General features: G+C 49.3%; 15 protein-coding genes. 6 read left to right on the top strand and 9 right to left on the bottom strand.

Features of this window, described 5'->3' with window-relative positions; all coding sequences use genetic code 11:
• Window positions 1–75 precede the first annotated feature (75 nt).
• Both ACPYIV_RS06120 and ACPYIV_RS06115 read right to left on the bottom strand, forming a co-directional pair.
• Window positions 76–1,350 carry a BamA/TamA family outer membrane protein gene (locus ACPYIV_RS06120; protein ID WP_425886148.1) on the bottom strand — a complete coding sequence of 425 codons (1,275 nt, stop codon included), beginning with the start codon at window positions 1,348–1,350 and terminating at the stop codon, window positions 76–78.
• 50 nt (window positions 1,351–1,400) lie between these two features.
• Entirely contained in the window at window positions 1,401–2,960 is a 1,560-nt protein-coding gene (locus tag ACPYIV_RS06115; RefSeq protein WP_425886147.1) for a PAS domain-containing sensor histidine kinase, read from the bottom strand.
• A 377-nt stretch (window positions 2,961–3,337) separates the two neighbouring features.
• On the opposite strand from ACPYIV_RS06115, the gene ACPYIV_RS06110 reads away from it, so the two are divergent.
• Window positions 3,338–3,862: a hypothetical protein gene (locus ACPYIV_RS06110; protein ID WP_293733720.1), complete on the top strand. Its 525-nt coding sequence runs from the start codon at window positions 3,338–3,340 to the stop codon at window positions 3,860–3,862.
• 587 nt (window positions 3,863–4,449) lie between these two features.
• Window positions 4,450–4,950: a thioredoxin-like domain-containing protein gene (locus tag ACPYIV_RS06105; RefSeq protein WP_425886146.1), complete on the top strand. Its 501-nt coding sequence runs from the start codon at window positions 4,450–4,452 to the stop codon at window positions 4,948–4,950.
• A 243-nt stretch (window positions 4,951–5,193) separates the two neighbouring features.
• Here the strand turns inward: ACPYIV_RS06105 and ACPYIV_RS06100 are convergent, their stop codons facing one another.
• From ACPYIV_RS06100 to ACPYIV_RS06070, 7 genes are all read right to left on the bottom strand, one after another.
• Window positions 5,194–5,640 (bottom strand): hydrogenase maturation protease, encoded by a 447-nt coding sequence (locus tag ACPYIV_RS06100; protein ID WP_293733722.1) that lies wholly within the window; start codon window positions 5,638–5,640, stop codon window positions 5,194–5,196.
• Window positions 5,633–6,373 carry a Ni/Fe-hydrogenase, b-type cytochrome subunit gene (gene cybH, locus ACPYIV_RS06095; RefSeq protein WP_300761616.1) on the bottom strand — a complete coding sequence of 247 codons (741 nt, stop codon included), beginning with the start codon at window positions 6,371–6,373 and terminating at the stop codon, window positions 5,633–5,635. The genes ACPYIV_RS06100 and cybH overlap by 8 nt, the downstream gene beginning before the upstream one ends.
• Before the next feature lie 12 nt (window positions 6,374–6,385).
• Window positions 6,386–8,107, bottom strand: coding sequence for a nickel-dependent hydrogenase large subunit (locus ACPYIV_RS06090; protein ID WP_293733724.1), 1,722 nt, complete (start codon window positions 8,105–8,107; stop codon window positions 6,386–6,388).
• 43 nt (window positions 8,108–8,150) lie between these two features.
• Complete coding sequence (locus ACPYIV_RS06085; RefSeq protein ID WP_301704529.1) at window positions 8,151–9,248, bottom strand: hydrogenase small subunit; 1,098 nt, start codon at window positions 9,246–9,248, stop codon at window positions 8,151–8,153.
• Between the two features lie 81 nt (window positions 9,249–9,329).
• Entirely contained in the window at window positions 9,330–10,370 is a 1,041-nt protein-coding gene (gene hypE, locus ACPYIV_RS06080; RefSeq protein ID WP_425886144.1) for a hydrogenase expression/formation protein HypE, read from the bottom strand.
• Between the two features lie 9 nt (window positions 10,371–10,379).
• Window positions 10,380–11,489 (bottom strand): hydrogenase formation protein HypD, encoded by a 1,110-nt coding sequence (hypD, locus tag ACPYIV_RS06075; protein ID WP_425886142.1) that lies wholly within the window; start codon window positions 11,487–11,489, stop codon window positions 10,380–10,382.
• A gap of 22 nt (window positions 11,490–11,511) precedes the next feature.
• Window positions 11,512–11,742 (bottom strand): HypC/HybG/HupF family hydrogenase formation chaperone, encoded by a 231-nt coding sequence (locus tag ACPYIV_RS06070; protein ID WP_293733728.1) that lies wholly within the window; start codon window positions 11,740–11,742, stop codon window positions 11,512–11,514.
• Between the two features lie 192 nt (window positions 11,743–11,934).
• On the opposite strand from ACPYIV_RS06070, the gene hypF reads away from it, so the two are divergent.
• From hypF to ACPYIV_RS06050, 4 genes are all read left to right on the top strand, one after another.
• Window positions 11,935–14,253 carry a carbamoyltransferase HypF gene (gene hypF, locus ACPYIV_RS06065; protein WP_425886139.1) on the top strand — a complete coding sequence of 773 codons (2,319 nt, stop codon included), beginning with the start codon at window positions 11,935–11,937 and terminating at the stop codon, window positions 14,251–14,253.
• A gap of 103 nt (window positions 14,254–14,356) precedes the next feature.
• Complete coding sequence (gene hypA, locus ACPYIV_RS06060) at window positions 14,357–14,698, top strand: hydrogenase maturation nickel metallochaperone HypA (RefSeq protein ID WP_293733730.1); 342 nt, start codon at window positions 14,357–14,359, stop codon at window positions 14,696–14,698.
• Window positions 14,699–14,712: 14 nt separating this feature from the next.
• The gene (gene hypB, locus ACPYIV_RS06055) at window positions 14,713–15,486 is read left to right on the top strand and encodes a hydrogenase nickel incorporation protein HypB (RefSeq protein WP_425886137.1); all 774 of its coding nucleotides are present in this window, start codon (window positions 14,713–14,715) and stop codon (window positions 15,484–15,486) included.
• 79 nt (window positions 15,487–15,565) lie between these two features.
• Window positions 15,566–17,626, top strand: coding sequence for an acetate--CoA ligase family protein (locus ACPYIV_RS06050; RefSeq protein WP_293733732.1), 2,061 nt, complete (start codon window positions 15,566–15,568; stop codon window positions 17,624–17,626).
• Window positions 17,627–17,755: the final 129 nt, after the last annotated feature.

The raw sequence follows: 17,755 nt of genomic DNA, 5'->3' as shown, positions 1-17,755 counted from the left end.
TAAAAAAGGTGAAAGCTCGACTTGCTATGCAAATGAACTTTCACCTTTTCTCTTTTGTATGAATGTAATTCCTTCTTAAAAAGCCTCTGTCATGTTCATATAGACTTGCATACCCGGTTGTCCGGGTTCCTTGCCTATATCCAGCCTGAAGTTCTTCCCCGGCTGCATCTGAAACCGGAGACCGGCTCCGAAATTCAATTTCCATTTGTCCCAGTCAAAAGGAGTCTCACCGATCGTTCCGGTACCGACCCATGCTACGAAACCGCATTTTGCCCAGAAGTTCCCACTTTTATATTTTGCCGGGGAGCCGAACATATGACGGTATTCAACGATTCCGTAAGCCATCGATTTATCCCGGTATTTACCCATATAGTAACCGCGAAGGTCGAAAGGAGAGCCGAAAGTCGGGAGTTCCGTAAAAGGAACGTCCCTTAAACCGATCTGGCTTTTAGCAATCCAGGCAAGTGTACTGCGCGGGCGGAATACGTTTTTAAATTGCCGGTATTCAAGTTCTAAGATCTCATAGTTATAAGCACCTCCCAGATATTTACCGAACAGTTTGAAATTAGCCCCTAACAACATACCACGTGTAGGTGTTGCCACATCGTCGCGTGTGTCATATTGGATGAGTCCACCAATGCCGACATTGAAGTATTTTCTTTTGAACTTTTGAAAATAAGGATCTTCTTCCATCACCGGGTTAACATCCGAAACTTTTGTATAGTTCAGGTCGAACAGGCCTCCCAAATAGAAGTGCGGACGGACTTCCCATACAAATCGCGGATACAATTGGAAATAGCTCCTATGGAACCGGGTAGTGGAATCGCTCCTTTCCAGATTCTCAGCTTTTTCAAATCCTTTGCCGTAATAGTGTGAAGGCTCGTTCCGATAACCGTAGTTCATGTAGATGCGGAAACGGTTCTCATTGAAGAAAAACGTCCCGGCGCCTGCAACAACAATGGTCCCGTTTATAGACAGATTCAAACCGGCAGGCAGGAAAGAACGTTGGGAAACCGTGTCCTGTTTATTAATTCGAAAGCTGGCAAGGACGGCACCGCCCACTCCGAACGAGGCTTCCGGCGTATAGGAAGGCCCACCGAGCACGGACCACCATATATTTTTGTGAGCCCGGATGGAATCTTTACGCAACTGGCGATAGTAGCGTTTCAACTGCTTTTCGTTCAATTCCACACCGTCTACAGTGACAACCTCCTTTCGAGGCACGGTATCTGAAGGAGTCGTTATTTCTTCAGAGGAGAGTGCGACAATATCGCGTTGCTCCTGAGCCTTTACCGGCAAAGATATTGCAAGTAAAGAGGCTCCCGCAAATACAACAAAATATTTAAACATTGACTAATCCTATTAATACAGGCAAAAGTATAAAAAAAATCGGATTTATTTCAGAGGGGTAAACGGAACCAGAAAGTCGATCCTTCACCTTCCCGGGAATCTACACCGATCGTCCCCCCGAATTTGTCGACAATCATGGCACAAATAGGCAGCCCCAGCCCTGTCCCCTGCGCGAAAGTGTTCAATTTGACGAAGCGGTCGAATATCTGATCTTTCTTATCTGCCGGAATTCCGATTCCAGTATCTTTAACAAAAAAGTATATGTCTTTTTCGGATTTTTCATAACCGAAGGTGATGCTGCCTTGTTCGGTAAATTTCATAGCATTAGTCATGAAATTGATCATGACTTGCAAAATACGGTTACTGTCGGTATTGATAATACATTCCGGTTGCTTTTGTACAAATTCGATTTCTACAGAATCCGGCTTTGTGTTTTTCATTTTCATTTGCTGGCAAAGATCCTCCAGCAGTTGGTTGATATCCGTATCGGAATAGATAAAGTCAAGGGTTCCGGATTCTATTTTGGACATATCGATAATATCGTTGATCAACTGTAATAATAGTTCGTTGTTAGCGGTGATGATGTGGACAAATTCTTTTCTTTCTTCCGGATTGTCCGTCTCGACCAATAGGTTGGAGAAACCGATGATTGCATTTAATGGTGTACGGATTTCATGACTCATATTTGCCAAAAAGGCTGATTTCAAGCGGTTGGCTTCATCTGCCTTTTTTACTTCGTATTGTAGACGCTCGATGCGTTTTTTATCCGATATATCCTCTATCTTCATCAGACCGCCTTGTATCTCTCCGGTGTTTGTATAGACCGGGATAGCGCTTATTTCGATGACTGCATCTTTTTCGGTCACCTCATGGCGCACTGGTTTTCCTGTTTCTATCGTTTCACTTAAAGCACATTGCAAACAAGGTGCCCCACGCCCCATCACTGTCTGGTAGCAGACTTTTCCGGCACTATAATGCCGTCCTTTGGCGATTTCATGTAAGCTGGCTGTCGATTCCCATTGAACGACGTAGTTTTTATCGACAAAAACAAGCCCGAAGTTGATGCTATTCAGTACCAGGTTTTGGTTTTTTATAGCATCTTCCAGCTTTTCTTTAGCCTGAATCAGTTCTTTTTCATACTCTTTTATCTGCGTGATGTCCCAGCGGACAACTAAAAGCCAGTTATTATTTCCCAGCGTTACAACAGATTTGTTTACGATCGTATTGTGAACCGTCCCGTCAGGCGTAATATAATCGTCCTCTGCTTGGTATTCGACTTTACTTTTCACCAGTTGTTCATCTATTTGACGATATTTGAGACCGCGTTCTTCACCATATATTTCAAAATCGGAGAGCCCTAAAATATCTTCCCGCTTTGTTCCGGATTTTTTTTCAGCTTCTTTGTTCCAAAGTCTGTATCTGAAATTGTTATTGATGTCTTTGACAAATACGGGGAAAGGGAGATTGTCCAATATGTTCAGGCAGAACTGTTGTGAATCAATAATCTTGGCTTCCCGGGCTTTATATGAGGCTTGCTTTCTGTTACTTCTGACCAAAAGCAATAAAAGAATGATGCAGATTATTGTTTCTATAATTAGTATGAGTTCCATAAGCTAACATTATCCATATATTTAACTTTACCCTAAAATCATTTGATTATAATTATATTTCGCAAAGATAATATTTAAAATCAAATTCCGAGATTCCGGTTATCAATAAAAATAGAACATCAAAAAAGAAATTTACTTTGTAAAATAATATTTTACTATTATCTTTACGAAAGTTACAAATAGACGTTTATTGGTGGTCAATTTGCCTCGTAATGATGGCATAATATTTTATTGTGAAACAAAGATACACGAGATATGTGCAAAAAACGATTGTTTTGTAAACAAACCACGCGTATTTATTGTTTCTTATTAAGAGACATTATATTAATAACAGAACCTGGCAACCTTAAGAAGTCCTGACTGGCAGGCACACGAAGATGAAGATTCAGTTTGAAATTAAGGAAAAATTGCCTGATATTATTGCAGAAATAATGCATTCAGACAAATGGCAAACGAAAGTCCTGGAAAAAATGCACGGGCTGGAGCGGGTAACAATCAAAGATCCGAACTACGAATCGGAAGCTTGTATTGAAATCTGGCAGCATGAAATCCATATCCGGACTGCATGGTCTAATTACACGTATCGTATTTTTACTCGTGGAAATGCAGTCTGGTGTGAATATATCGGAGCTTATCGCGGTTTACTTGAGCAAAAGCTTTTACCAGCTCTTACGCCTAAAATGAATATTTTGGATTCGGAAGTGGTGGAAAGTTCCTTAACCGGGAATAAAAGGCAAACTTTGCGTACTTATAGTTCGGAAAATCTGAAATTAAAGAATTTCCGCCGTGATAACTTTAAAGAGGAATATAATGTCGCATCTCCACAGGATCATCCGACTGTTGTATATGACGAATATATAAAGGAAGGCATGCCGATGCCTTCACCTTACAGTGGTAAATAAATCCGGAAGGCCGGTTGCAGATATTAAGAGCGAAGACTTTTCCTGGCGGACAGGAAAAGTCTTCGCTTTTATTTGACTAATTGCTATTCTTTCTGATTCACGTTAGTACGGATAAATTTGTTGCTTTCCCGTAAGGTCTCTTCCATGATAAACTTCTAATTCTTCGACTATAAATAACGTACCTTCTAATAATAAGGTATAGGCGAGAATGGCCGCTGGAAAAGTATGCTTCCCAAAAGTTGTGTAAGAAAGGAAAAGCAGTGAAGATGGGTATTTTGGAAAAAGAGACAATAAGCTTTGGCATATGAACTGATGAGTATATGTGAAATAACATTAATGATATGCTGCAAAACATACTGTTTTCGTCCTTGTTATGCAATAAAACATATAAAAAATCTTGCTTTTTGATCGAAAAGTGTTATATCATTTGGCGGGATAGGGCTTTTGCCTGTATATTTGCAACCGTTAAGAACAAGAAAGCGATTCCTTAGCGAAGGTGAAGCCCTTGTTTACTTCCTGAAAATCAGGAGTCGGAGGAAAAAGTTATTAAACGATACTCCGATTAAGTTTAACATAAAAATGATGATATGAAAGTAAGAGCTTATGTTCTCTTTGTTGCGGTTGCACTGTTTGCAGTGTCTGCCGGAACTAAAAACGCAAAGCCGACAGTCGGTATTAACCCTGGCGACCTTGCCCCGAGAATAGAGTCTTTAGGAAACGAAAGCAATTTTAGTTTCCAAAATCATTCAGGACGTTACACATTGCTGAATTTCTGGGCAGCTTACGATGCTGAATCGCGGGCCCGTAACGTTCAATTATGGAATGAAGTTAACAAGTTGAGTTCAGACAAGATTGCGATGTATTCGATCTCTTTGGACGAGAAAGAATCCATCTTTACCGAAACGGTAAAGGCCGACAAACTGGTAGGCACGATGCAATTTCACGAAGGACTCGGCAGAAAGTCAGAATTGTTTGGGAAGTATAACCTGCAGAAGGGATTCCGTAACTTCCTGATTGACGACAAGGGTGTTATTATTGCCGCCAACGTAACCCCGGAAGATCTGACGAATGTATTGAAGAAGAGTTAATCAGTAGATTATTATTTAAAAAGAGCTGTTCCTTGTTAAGGGGCAGCTCTTTTTTTGTATATTTGCCTCACATCGAATTACTAAACTAAAGTGACCTGCCGGACGATGGAGTACGTTGAAGATCGATAACGAGATGGTTGCAGAGTTCGACGCAGGATCACAAAAAAGAACCGGCCGTATAAATTAGATGTTTATACGGCCGGTTCTTTTGCATCTCCGTGCAAGCACGGGGATAAAGTGCTTTTATATAATCTGCTTTATCATCTCCACCACTTTCGGGACAGCTGCTTCAACCACCGGCGTCAGCTCCATACCGACCTCGCTGATGTCTTCGGCAGAGACGACGATCAGTTGGATGTCCGGGAGCTTCTCCGTCAATATCATAGCTTCGATCATGTCGCGAAGGCCGATTTCGTGCGCACTCATCAAAGGCGGGAAGTCCGTAGCATAGCGCGGGCGTATCAGGCGGACTGTTCCCGGCGGGTTGCTGTCGAGCGTTGCGTCGACCATAATGATCCGGTCGTAGTCCTGTATCCAGCTTATCAGATGCAGCCCGCCTGTGCCTCCGTCCATCAGGGAGACGTTGGATGGCAGTTCCTCCTTTTCGAGGGTGCGGATCACGTGGATGCCAACGCCTTCGTCTTTCAACAGCAGGTTGCCGACACCCAGTACCAATATATCCTTATTCATTCTTACGGGCGGATTTAGTGATTACTTCTGCATTTTCCGTCACCTCTTCCTTGTCTGCAATATCTTCTTCGATGAACTTCCAACCGCCGATGATGGAAGACGTTTCGCCGCGCTGTTCGATATAATCATGGTAGAATACCAGATAAACATGCACGATGGCGAAAAGGATGAAGAACCACATAAGGAAATGATGAATCTCGCGTGCCATCAAATCACCGCCCATCAAGGGAATCGTCCAGGCGAACAGTTGCGGGAAGATAGACTCGCTCATTTTGGCATAGAGGCCGAACCCTGTAATGGATTGCAGCAGGAAGGCCCAGAACGTAGCGAAATAGATCACGCTTGCCAACGCATTATGCCCGATACTGTCCACCGGCTTGTTCTTGATCATCAGGATATCCACCTTGATCACCTCGATTATCTCCTTCCACTGCGACTTCTTCAACGGGATGAAGTTGTTCCAGCGTGCATACCGGTTCCCGACGAAACCCCAATAGAGGCGGAACACGAAGTTGAAGAAGAACACGAATGCAGCCACGAAATGGATGAAACGTACCGTGCCGAACCAGTAGCTGAAATTGGCCTCCGTCTCTGTCATGATGGCGGGCGGATCGGCGATGATGAAACCGGTGATGCAGAGTATCACGATACAGAGTGCATTCAGCCAGTGGTAGACGCGCACGGGAAGTTCCCATACATATACTTCTCTTAAACGTTTCTTACGACTTTTCATTGACCTGCTTTTTTAGAACGTATCCATTTGATGCACATATTTCCCTTCTTCGTCATACAGGTGCACGGCACATGCCAGACAGGGGTCGAACGAGTGGATCGTACGAAGGATCTCCAACGGTTGCTTCGGATCGTGTATCGGCGTACCGATCAGGGATGATTCGTAGGCGGACAGCTTGCCTGTTTCGTCACGTGGAGAGGCATTCCAGGTAGTCGGTACTACCATCTGGTAATTCTTCACTCTGTTGTTTTCTATCACGATAAAGTGGGCCAGCGCACCACGTGGCGCTTCTGTCAGGCCGACGCCCTGGGCATGTTTCGGCCAGGCTTCGCTTTCCCACATATAATGGTTGACCATGCGGGAGTCGCCGTTTTCGAGGTTCTTGATCAACCGGTCGTAGAACTCGAGCGCCCAGTCAGCCGTGAGTTTCGTTTCCAGACCGCGGGCAGCCGTGCGTCCGAGAGTGGAAAAGAGGGCTTCGGCCGGCAGGTCGAGTTGCTTCAGCGTGTCGTCGATCAGAGACTTCTGAGGCTCCTTGCCGGCGGCATAGGCAACGATCATGCGGGCAAGCGGACCGACTTCCATCGGTTCCTCTTTCCAGCGCGGCGTCTTGATCCAGCTGTATTTGTCATCGACATTCAGGTGGGTGTAAGGGGGACGGGGACCTGTATAGTTCAGGTTCGTCTCGCCGTCATATGGGTGCAGGCCGGCTTTATCGCCCTGCGTGTAGTTATACCAGGAGTGATAGATATACTCCTTTATTTCTTCGGGAGAGTTGGCGTCGACAGGATGCACTTTCGACAAGTCGCGGTCGAGGACGATCCCGCGCGGCATCTTGTAGTTGTCCGTCTCGCCGTATTCGTACATCGGGAAGTCACCGTAGGCGAGATAGTTCTTCACACCGCCTCCCAGCTTGCTCCATTCATCCTTGTAGACGTTGGCGATCATCAGCAGGTCGGGGATATAGACCTGGTCGATAAAGGTCTTTGCCTCCTGTAACTTCTGTTTGACGAGGTCCAGGCGTTCGGTGTTGATCGCGTTGGCTTCGTTCAGGTCGATGCTGCACGGCATACCGCCCACCAGGTAGTTCGGGTGCGGGTTCTTGCCACCGAATACGGCATGCACCTTGACTATCTCCTTTTGCCATTCGAGGGCTTCGAGGTAGTGGGCGACGGCGATCAGGTTCTGTTCGGGTGTCAGCTTATAGGCCGGATGTCCCCAGTAACCGTTGGCAAAGATGCCAAGCTGCCCGCTCCCCACGAACTTCGTGAGCCGTTCTTTCAGCGCCGTAAAGTAGCCGGTGGAGCTTTTCGGCCAGGGCGACAGTTTCTGGGCGAGCAGCGAAGCCTCGGCGGGATCGGCTTTGAGGGCAGATACGACATCCACCCAGTCGAGCGCGTGCAACTGGTAAAAATGGACGACATGGTCGTGCATATACAGTACGGCGGTCATGATGTTGCGCACCATCTGCGCATTTGGCGGGATGACGATATCGAACGCATTCTCTACCGCCCGCACGGAGCAAAGCGAATGGATAGAGGTGCACACCCCGCAGACACGTCCCACGAACACCCAGGCGTCGCGCGGGTCACGGTCTTTTACGATCGTTTCGATTCCGCGCACCATCGTGCCCGAGCTATATGCGTCTTTGATCTTTCCATTCTCTATATCGGCCTCGATCCGGAGATGGCCTTCTATGCGGGTAAGCGGATCTACTACTATTCTTTCAGACATGGCTCTTAGTAATTAAAATGGATAATTGATAATTGAAAATGAGTTAGATGGTCGACTTGCTCTCGGGCTCGTCGTTGTCGATCAACTCTTTCTTGCGGATATTGGTGGCTACGGCATGCACGGCGATACCGGCAACCGTGGCAGCACCGACAGCCAGGCCGATCTGGTCGGCAGTCGCTTCGATACCGAAACCGTGCACGTCGGGCAACCGCTTGTAGAAGGGGCTCATGTCCCAGAAACCCGCTTCACTACAGCCCAGACAAGGATGTCCGCTCTGAATCGGGTAACTGGTGCTTTCGTTCCATTTAATGATACCGCAGGCATTATAAGTATTCGGTCCTTTGCAACCGACCTTATACAGGCAGTATCCTTTTTTTGCATTCTCGTCGTCGAAACTTTCGACAAACAAGCCGGCATCGAAATTGGCGCGGCGGTAACAGGTGTCGTGCACACGGCGGCTGTAGAACATCTTCGGACGTCCCAGCCCATCGAGTTGCGGCATCCGGTCGTACGTCAGCATATAGACGATTACACCCGTCATCACGTCGGCGATAGGAGGGCAGCCCTGCACGTTCATCAGCGGTTTGCCTTTGATCAGCTTGTGGATGGCTTTCGCTCCGGTCGGGTTCGGGTTGGCGGCCTGCACGCAGCCGGCGGATGCGCAGTTGCCCCAGGCGATGATGGCTTTCGCCCCTTCGGCACATTCCTCGACGATCTGCATCGCGCTCTTTCCGCCTACGCAGCAATAGGCCTCGTCTTTGGTCGGGATGGAACCTTCGATCATCAGGATATATTCGCCCCAGTATTTCTTCATAGTCTCCTCCTTGCAGGCTTCGGCCTGGAAGCCGGAGGCAGCCATCAGTGTTTCCGTATAGTCGAGCGAGATGTTATCGAACAGCAGGTTGCCTACCGTAGGATGATAGGAGCGGATGAACGATTCGCTACAGCAGGTGCATTCCTGCAAGTGAAGCCAGATAACCGGCAGGCGCGGCTTCGTTTCCAATGCTTTTACTACCTGTGCCACACCGCTGGACTCGAGTCCGATCAGAGCGGCAACTGTGGTACAGAATTTCAGGAAATCCCGGCGGGAGATGCCTTTCTCTAAGCATTCTTCGTAGATAGACGGTCTTTTGTGTTCCATATCTTAGTCAATTATAGATGATTCATATTTCGGAGGTCACTCCGTCCTTACCGGTGAGGTCGCCCCTTACGGAAGGGCTTGTCAGCAGATCCTCGGTAACTGCTCTCCACTGAGCATATCGATAATCCGGTAGTTCCCATATAACGTTTTCATTTTAACGAAAGCATTGCCCTTTTCCGGAATACGGCCGATGATAGTGGCATTCTTCCCTTCCGGACAGTTTTGCATAATGGAAAGTGCCTGTTCCGCCTTTTCTTCCGGCAGGATCACCAGCACCAATCCTTCGTTGGCGATATAGAGCGGATCGAGCCCCAGGATCTCCGAAGCACCGCGCACGGCATCGGGAATAGGGAGTGATGCTTCATCCAGGACGATCTCGACGCCGGCAGCCTGTGCAATCTCGTTCAACGTGCCGCTTATACCGCCTCGTGTCGGATCGCGTAGGACATGGACTTCCTCTATCTGTTCCAACAACCGGCCAATCATATTGTTTAACGAGGCAGTGTCGCTTTCCAGATTGGTTTCAAAACCTAAGCTCTCACGGGCAGAGAGGATCGTGATGCCATGAACGCCGATCGGTCCGCTGCAGATCACCACATCACCGGGCTGCGCCCTGTCGGGAGCGATGCGGACCCCTTCGGGAACAACGCCGATACCGCTTGTGTTGATAAACAGCTTGTCGCATTTGCCCCGCCCGACGACTTTCGTATCGCCGGCGACAATCTGTACCCCGGCACGGTCGGCAGCCGCTTTCATCGACCCGGCAATGCGCCGGAGGTCGGCAAGGGGCAACCCCTCTTCGAGAATGAACCCGGCTGTCAGGTATAGCGGTCGGGCGCCACAGCAAGCGAGATCGTTCACGGTCCCGTTGACCGCCAAGTCGCCTATGTCGCCGCCGGGAAAGAAGATCGGATCGACCACGAACGAATCGGTCGAACAGGCCATCCGTCCGGATTCCACCGGGAAGACACATCCGTCGTGGTCCTGTTCCAACAAGGGATTGCGGAAAGCGGGATAGAAGATGCTGCCGATAAGTTCGTGTGTGAGCCGTCCGCCGCCGCCGTGTGCCAGCAGCACGCAGTCGGAACCGGGAAAGGGGATGGGGCAATTGGGTGTTATCATATCGTTATCTTATTTGTATCTGTAATAAGCCGCACATACGCCTTCGGATGATACCATCGGTGCGCCGGCCGGGTGATCCGGAGTGCAACGGGTTCCAAAGAAGGGGCAGTCTTTTGTTTGTTTCGTCCCGCGCATGATGTCGCCGGCGATACACCGGTCTTTTCCTGCGCTCGGAGCGGGATTGTCTTCTCCCTGCCCCTTACTTGCATCAGGCGCAGGGAGAAGACATGAAGCGTCTTGCCGTGCGAATCCCGCTTTCAGCCGCATCCCGCTTTGCGGAATGACACCGATGCCCCGCCACTCCTGGTCGCAGAGTTCCAACATTTCCCCCATCAGGGTGCGGGCTGCCGGGTTCCCTTCTTCTGGAACGGCGCGTTTATAGGCGTTCTCTACCTTATATGTGCCCGCTTCCAGTTGGAGCAGGCAACGGTAAATGCCTGAAAGCAGGTCGGCTGGTTCGAATCCCGTCACGACCATCGGTGTCTTATATCGGGTAGCCAGGGGATGATAGGCCTCGTTTCCGGTAATGGCGCAGACGTGTCCTGCCGTCAAGAAGCCGTCGACACGCGATTCGGGGTCGGACAGGATCGCTTCTATGGCGGGCGGAACCGTGAACAGGGATGTTAGCAGGAAGAAGTTATCCAACCCCTGCCGCATGGCCTCTTTTAATGCTATCATGTGTACGGGAGCAGTCGTCTCGAAGCCGATTGCAAAGAATACGACCTTCTTGTCCGGATGGCCGGCCGCCAGAGCGACGGCATCGAGCGGCGAATAGAGCATACGGACATCCGCCCCGCGCGCCTTGACCCGTAACAGGTCTTCCCGGCTTCCCGGTACGCGCATCATATCGCCGAATGAGGCCAGTATGACATCCGGTTGTTTGGCCAGCTCCAGCGCCCGGTCGATGATACCTGCCGGGGTGACGCAGACCGGGCAACCGGGCCCGTGAAGCAACTTCACCTCCTCGGGCAACATCTCTTCGAGGCGGTAACGGGCGATGGCGTGCGTCTGCCCCCCGCATATCTCCATGATATGCCAGGGACGCGTCACCACCTGCCGGATGGCCCGGACGAGCGAACGGACTTGCTCTTTATCTCTGTATTCGTCTACGTATTTCATTCCGGTTGTCAGTTATTTACCTTTAACAGTCGATTGTCAATTTCTTCAGGTCTTCCAGCGTCTCTTCCGCCTCTTTCGCATTGACGACGGAAATGGCCATGCCGGCATGCGCCAGCACGTAGTCGCCAATAGACACATTGACCCACTGGACACATATATCCTTAACGATTCCGCTAAAATCCACTTTGGCCATTTTAAGCTCTGGGATGGAGTCATCGACGCTTAATATTTTTCCCGGTATAGCAAGACACATATTAGTAAAATCTTTGTTATATTTATCTAACTTCAAAAGTAGGCAATATGTTCTGAAGAAATGTACGATATCACACATTTCTATTTATCTCCCGGATAGATATAATTTATAAGCACTATAGAAAATTGCCATCCGGCAGGTTTGCGTATTCCTCCAAAAGGGGTTACATTTGTCAAAACGTAAACAAAGAAGATGAAAGAGGAGGAAGTTGTTATAACGGTCCTTACCGTCCAAGGGTTAGTACAGGGAGTGGGCTTCCGTCCGTTTATCTACCGCATTGCCAGCGAAATGGGGATTTGCGGAGAGGTGGACAACCGGAATAACGGGGTCTGCATCCGCGCCGTCCTTCCACCTGGACAACGCGAACTCTTTATTCAACGTATCCGCCGTGAGCACCCACCGGTGGCCTCCATCCACCGGATAATCGTTTCGGAAAGGGCAGAGGCAAAGAATCCATACACCGACTTCCGCATCACCCCCAGTCGCTCGGAATCTGACGAGGTGACACAGGTCGCGCCCGATATCGCCGTTTGTCCCGAATGCCTGTGCGACCGGAAGGTGCAACCCCACCGCCTGCAATACCCTTTCATCAATTGCACACATTGCGGACCACGCTTTTCCATCATTCGTGACCTGCCTTATGACAGGAGCCAGACGACTATGTCGGCTTTCCCGATGTGTCCGGACTGCCGGAAAGAATACACGACGGTCAACGATCGGCGCTTCCATGCCGAGCCTGTTGCCTGTAACCATTGCGGGCCGTCTTACTATACATTATATAATAAGGCAATGATTACCGACTATGCAGAGCTACTCACGCTCTCATCCCGTCTGCTTCGTGAAGGCGGGGTGATTGCCGCGAAAGGGATAGGAGGCTACCACCTGGTTTGCGATGCGACAAGCGAGAAGGCGGTTTCCCGTCTCCGGGAGATCAAGCAGCGGGATGGCAAGCCTTTTGCCGTACTGTTTCGAGACATAGAGAGCGTCCGCCGGTATGCTTCCCTGAATCAGGCGGAGGAAGAATCTTTGCTTTCCTGGCGCCGCCCGATCGTGTTGCTGAAACAACTCCGGCCGTTGGCCCCGTCTGTCAATCCGGGGATGGAGACATTGGGCTGTATGCTCCCTTATATGCCGGTCCATTCCGATTGGTTCGAGCAGTTAGAGACATCTGCTCTTGTCATGACGAGCGGTAATCTTAGCGAATACCCTATTGCCATAACCCCCGAAGAGGCGGAAAAGCAACTGGCCGGCAAAGTCTCCCTTCTGCTCCACCATAACCGGGATATCCATAACCGGGTGGACGACTCCGTGCTGCAGGTCTGTGGCGGGCAACCCTGCCTGATACGCCGTTCGCGGGGATATGTGCCGGAGCCGTTCTTCGCGGATGTTCCGGTCGAAGGCATAATGGCTTTCGGAGTCGAAAAGGTAAATACGTTTGCCATAGGAAAGGGGGAAACGATTCTGCAAAGCCAGTACATCGGCGACCTGAAGAACTGGGAGACGTATCAGTTTTATAAGGAGTCGCTGCAACGCTTCCAGCATCTTTTCCGTTTCCGGCCCTCCCGCCTGGTTTGCGACCTGCATCCCGACTATCTTTCCTCCCGTGAGGCGGAGCGTTATGCTTCTGACCTGTATCTCCCTCTGTTGCGCGTGCAACATCACCACGCCCATGCCGTGGCCTGTATGCTGGAATACGGGTTGGACGAACCGGTAATCGCGCTTGTCTTAGACGGAACGGGACTGGGTGACGACGGCAAAGCCTGGGGAGGCGAGATTTTCTTTTGCGACCGCCGGGAGTACAAGCGGCTTTCGCATCTGGAATATATGCCCCTTCCCGGAGGCGATAAGGCTTCGACCGAGCCCTGGCGTATGGCGGTTGCCTGCCTGTGGCATTATTTCGGAGATGAGATATCCTTTCCTGCCGGTTTCAAAGAACGGGTGGGAGAAACGAAGATACAAATGCTTCTGAAGATGATGGAGAAAGGGATTAACACTCCCTACACATCCAGCGCAGGCCGCCTGTTCGATGCCGTCGCGTCCTTGCTGGGTGTCTGCGATCTCTCCACCCATCAGGCAGAAGCCCCCGTTAAGCTGGAACAACTGGCTTCCGATGAACATCAAAGCCATTATCCTGTTATAATAGTAGGGGAGACTATTTCCATGCGTCCCGTATTGAAAGGAATATTAGAGGATCTGGCTGCTGGCGTTCCGGTAGCCGGGATATCCGCCCGCTTCCATAATACGTTGGCATGGTTACTGGTGGAGAAGGCTAAGCTATCCAGGATGCAGACCGGAGCGAACAAAGTCGTGATCTCCGGCGGCTGTTTCCAGAACAGACGCCTGACGGAACAGTTGCAACGTCTGTTTGCCGAAGACGGTATCCCTCTGTTCGTGCCGGGGCGTATCCCCTGCAACGACGGGGGTGTGGCGGTCGGGCAACTGGCAATTGCTGCGTCTTTGCAAGGCGTTGATGCACAGGACTTAATTTTCTCACGCTTCTCGCAGGCGTGAGAATAAATACTCACAAGCATGAGAATATTTTCTCACAGGCATGAGAATAAATACTCATAGGTATGGGAATCTGGTAAACCCTATTGTTATAAAGAAACTGGTTATGCACGAATTATCTATTGCTCAAAGTATCGTTCAGTTGTCCGAAAAGCAAGCTCGAGAGCACCATTCTTCGCAAATAGAAGAAGTGGAGCTCGAGATCGGACGCCTTGCCGGAGTGGAGTTGCAAACATTGGAGTTCGCGATGGAAAGCGCAGTGAAAGGCACTTTGCTCGAAAAAGCAAAGATAATCCGTCACTATATAGATGGGGAAGGGCAGTGCAGCGATTGCGAAACAGTCTTTCCCGTAAGTAATTTGTTCTCTCCTTGCCCCAGTTGCGGTTCGTATTTGGTAAATATCACAAAGGGGCGGGAACTTCGGATTAAATCAATTGTTATAAAATAAAAAGACAAACGCTTATGTGTGGAACTTGCGGATGCGGAGAGCATCATCATCACGATCACCATCATGACCATGAACACGATCACGGACATGAACATCGCCATCATCACGATGATGGAAAAGTAATAACGCTGGAACAGGATATTCTCCAGCGCAATAATCTGCTGGCCGAACGTAACAGGGGCTATTTCGAGGCGAAACATATTTTCTGCCTCAATCTGATGAGTTCGCCCGGCTCCGGCAAGACGACTCTGCTGGAAGAAACGATACGCCGGTTGACCTCAGGTGAGGCCGGCGAACTGCCCTTGCAAATCTGTGTTATCGAAGGAGACCAGCAGACCTCGAACGATGCCGACCGCATTGCCGCTCTAAATGTCCCCGTTTTCCAGGTCAATACCGGAACCGGTTGCCATCTGGAGGCCGATATGGTGAATCATGCCGTCAAGCATCTGAATCCCTCTGACGGCACTATCCTTTTTGTGGAGAATGTCGGTAACCTTGTCTGTCCCGCCATGTTCGATCTGGGAGAGGCGAAGAAAGTCGTGATCGTCAGTACCACCGAGGGAGACGACAAGCCGTTGAAATATCCCCACATCTTCCTCGAAGCGGATATCTGCGTGATCAATAAGATCGATCTGGCTCCCTATCTGAACACGGATGTGGAGACGCTGCGGAATAATGCTTTGAAGGTAAACCACCACTTGCAAATATTCGAAGTGTCTGCGACAAAGGGTACGGGGATGGATGCCTGGTGCGGGTGGTTAGTGGACGAGTGTGCAAAATGTAAATAATTTACCCCGGATTCAATGAATAAACGGAGAAATAAACTATATTTGTTCCCATTCATTGAACCAAATCAATCAAAATGTCATGATTAACCGAGAATTAATTAATCCTCAGAGCATCGTAGTGGTGGGAGGATCCAATAATGTGCATAAACCGGGTGGCCGTTTGGTACGTAATCTACTGGACGGAAAGTATAAAGGCGAACTGTATGTCGTAAATGCCAAAGAAGACGATGTGCAGGGTCTGAAATCCTATCACTCGGTGCATGATATCCCGGAAACGGAACTGGCAATCATCTCTATCCCCGGTCCGGCCTGCCCGGAAGCGGTGGATGTGCTTGCCAAACAGAAAAATGTAAAAGCATTCATCGTTATTTCGGCCGGCTTCGGAGAAGAAACGCATGAAGGAGCGATACTGGAAGAACAGATGCTGAAAAGTATTAACGAAGCAGGTGCTTCATTGATCGGCCCGAACTGCATCGGTTTGATGAATATGCATTATCATGGTGTCTTTACCCAGCCGATTCCCGAATTCCATGCCGACGGTGTCGATTTCGTGTCCAGTTCCGGTGGTACGGCGCTTTTCATTATCGAGTCTGCATTGACAAAAGGCCTTCGTTTTTCTTCTGTCTGGTCTGTCGGCAATTCCAAGCAGATCGGCGTGGAAGAAGTGATCGAATATATGGACCGCAACTTCGACCCGGTCCTCGACTCCAAAATAAAGATGCTCTATATCGAGCAGATCAAGAATCCCGATAAACTCCTTTACCATGCTTCTTCGCTGATTCGCAAGGGTTGCCATATTGCGGCCATCAAAGCTGGCAGCACGGATGTCGGCAAGCGTGCCGCATCTTCTCATACGGGAGCGATCGCCAGCTCGGACTCGGCAGTGGAAGCTCTGTTCCGTAAGGCAGGTATCGTGCGTTGCTTCAGCCGTGAAGAATTGACGACTGTTGCCAGTATCTTTACTTTGAAAGAAGTGAAAGGTAAGAACTGTGCGATTATCACACATGCCGGCGGCCCTGCCGTTATGTTGGCGGATGCACTGGAAAAGGGACGCCTGAACGTGCCCAAGCTGGACGGTCCGCTTGCCGCAGAATTGAAATCCAAACTCTATCCGGGAGCTGCCGTCGGCAATCCGATAGATATTATCGGTACGGGTACGCCCGAACACCTGGCTACCGCCATCGATTTCTGTGAAAACCGTTTTGAAGATATCGACCTGATGATGGTTATCTTCGGTAGTCCGGGATTGGTAAAGCTATACGACACCTACGAAGTGCTTCATAAGAAAATGGAAGAATGCAAGAAACCGATTTTCCCGGTATTGCCATCCATCGTAACAGCCGGTCCGGAAGTAAAAAGCTTCGTGAAGAAAGGGCATGTGAACTTTTCGGACGAGGTGACGTTGGGTACGGCCCTCTCGCGTGTAATCAACACGCCGAAGCCTATGAGCACGGATATCCAGCTGTATGGTGTTGACGTTCCCGAAGTCCGTCGTATTATCGACCGCTTGCCCGGAAGCGGCTATCTGAATCCCGAAGAAGTCCGTACCTTGCTGAAAGCGGCCCAGATACCCTTGGTGGAAGAGTTTACATCGACCGACCGCGACGAACTGGTCGCCTTCGCCAAAAGAGTGAAGTTCCCGGTAGTTGCAAAAGTAGTCGGTCCGATACATAAGAGCGATATGGGCGGTGTCGCCCTGAATATCCGAAGTGAAGAACATCTGATTTTCGAATATGAGCGGATGATGCGTTTGCCGGATGTGACAGCCGTCATGGTCCAGCCGATGTTGAAAGGGCAGGAGTTGTTTTTGGGAGCCAAGTACGAGGATCGTTTCGGCCATGTCGTGTTCTGCGGCTTAGGAGGTATTTTCGTTGAAGTACTGAAAGACGTGTCTTATGGCTTGTCGCCTTTGTCGTACGACGAAACCTATTCCATGATCCGTTCCCTCCGCGGTTATCCTATTATAAAAGGTACACGCGGTCAGCGGGGAGTAGACGAACAGCAATATGCGGATATCATCGTTCGCCTGTCCACGCTGCTCCGTTTCGCATCCGAAATCAAGGAGATGGATATCAATCCGCTTGTTGCAACCGAGCGCGGACTGTTTGCCGTAGATGCACGTATACGAATCGAAAAGTAATCAATCTTGGATAAAGCCCTGATACTAAACAGCCTGTATTCCGGAAGTCTTATAAAAAACTTTTGGAATACAGGCTATTTCTTTTAGGCTTTAAAAATTCCCGCACGCAAATGTAGTTATTTACCGGAT

The organism is Parabacteroides vesiculifaciens, from assembly GCF_049860805.1.
In the GTDB taxonomy this organism is placed as follows: Bacteria; Bacteroidota; Bacteroidia; order Bacteroidales; family Tannerellaceae; genus Parabacteroides.
The sequence above is the reverse complement of the archived record's forward strand: the minus strand, read 5'-3'. Positions and strand labels throughout refer to the sequence as shown.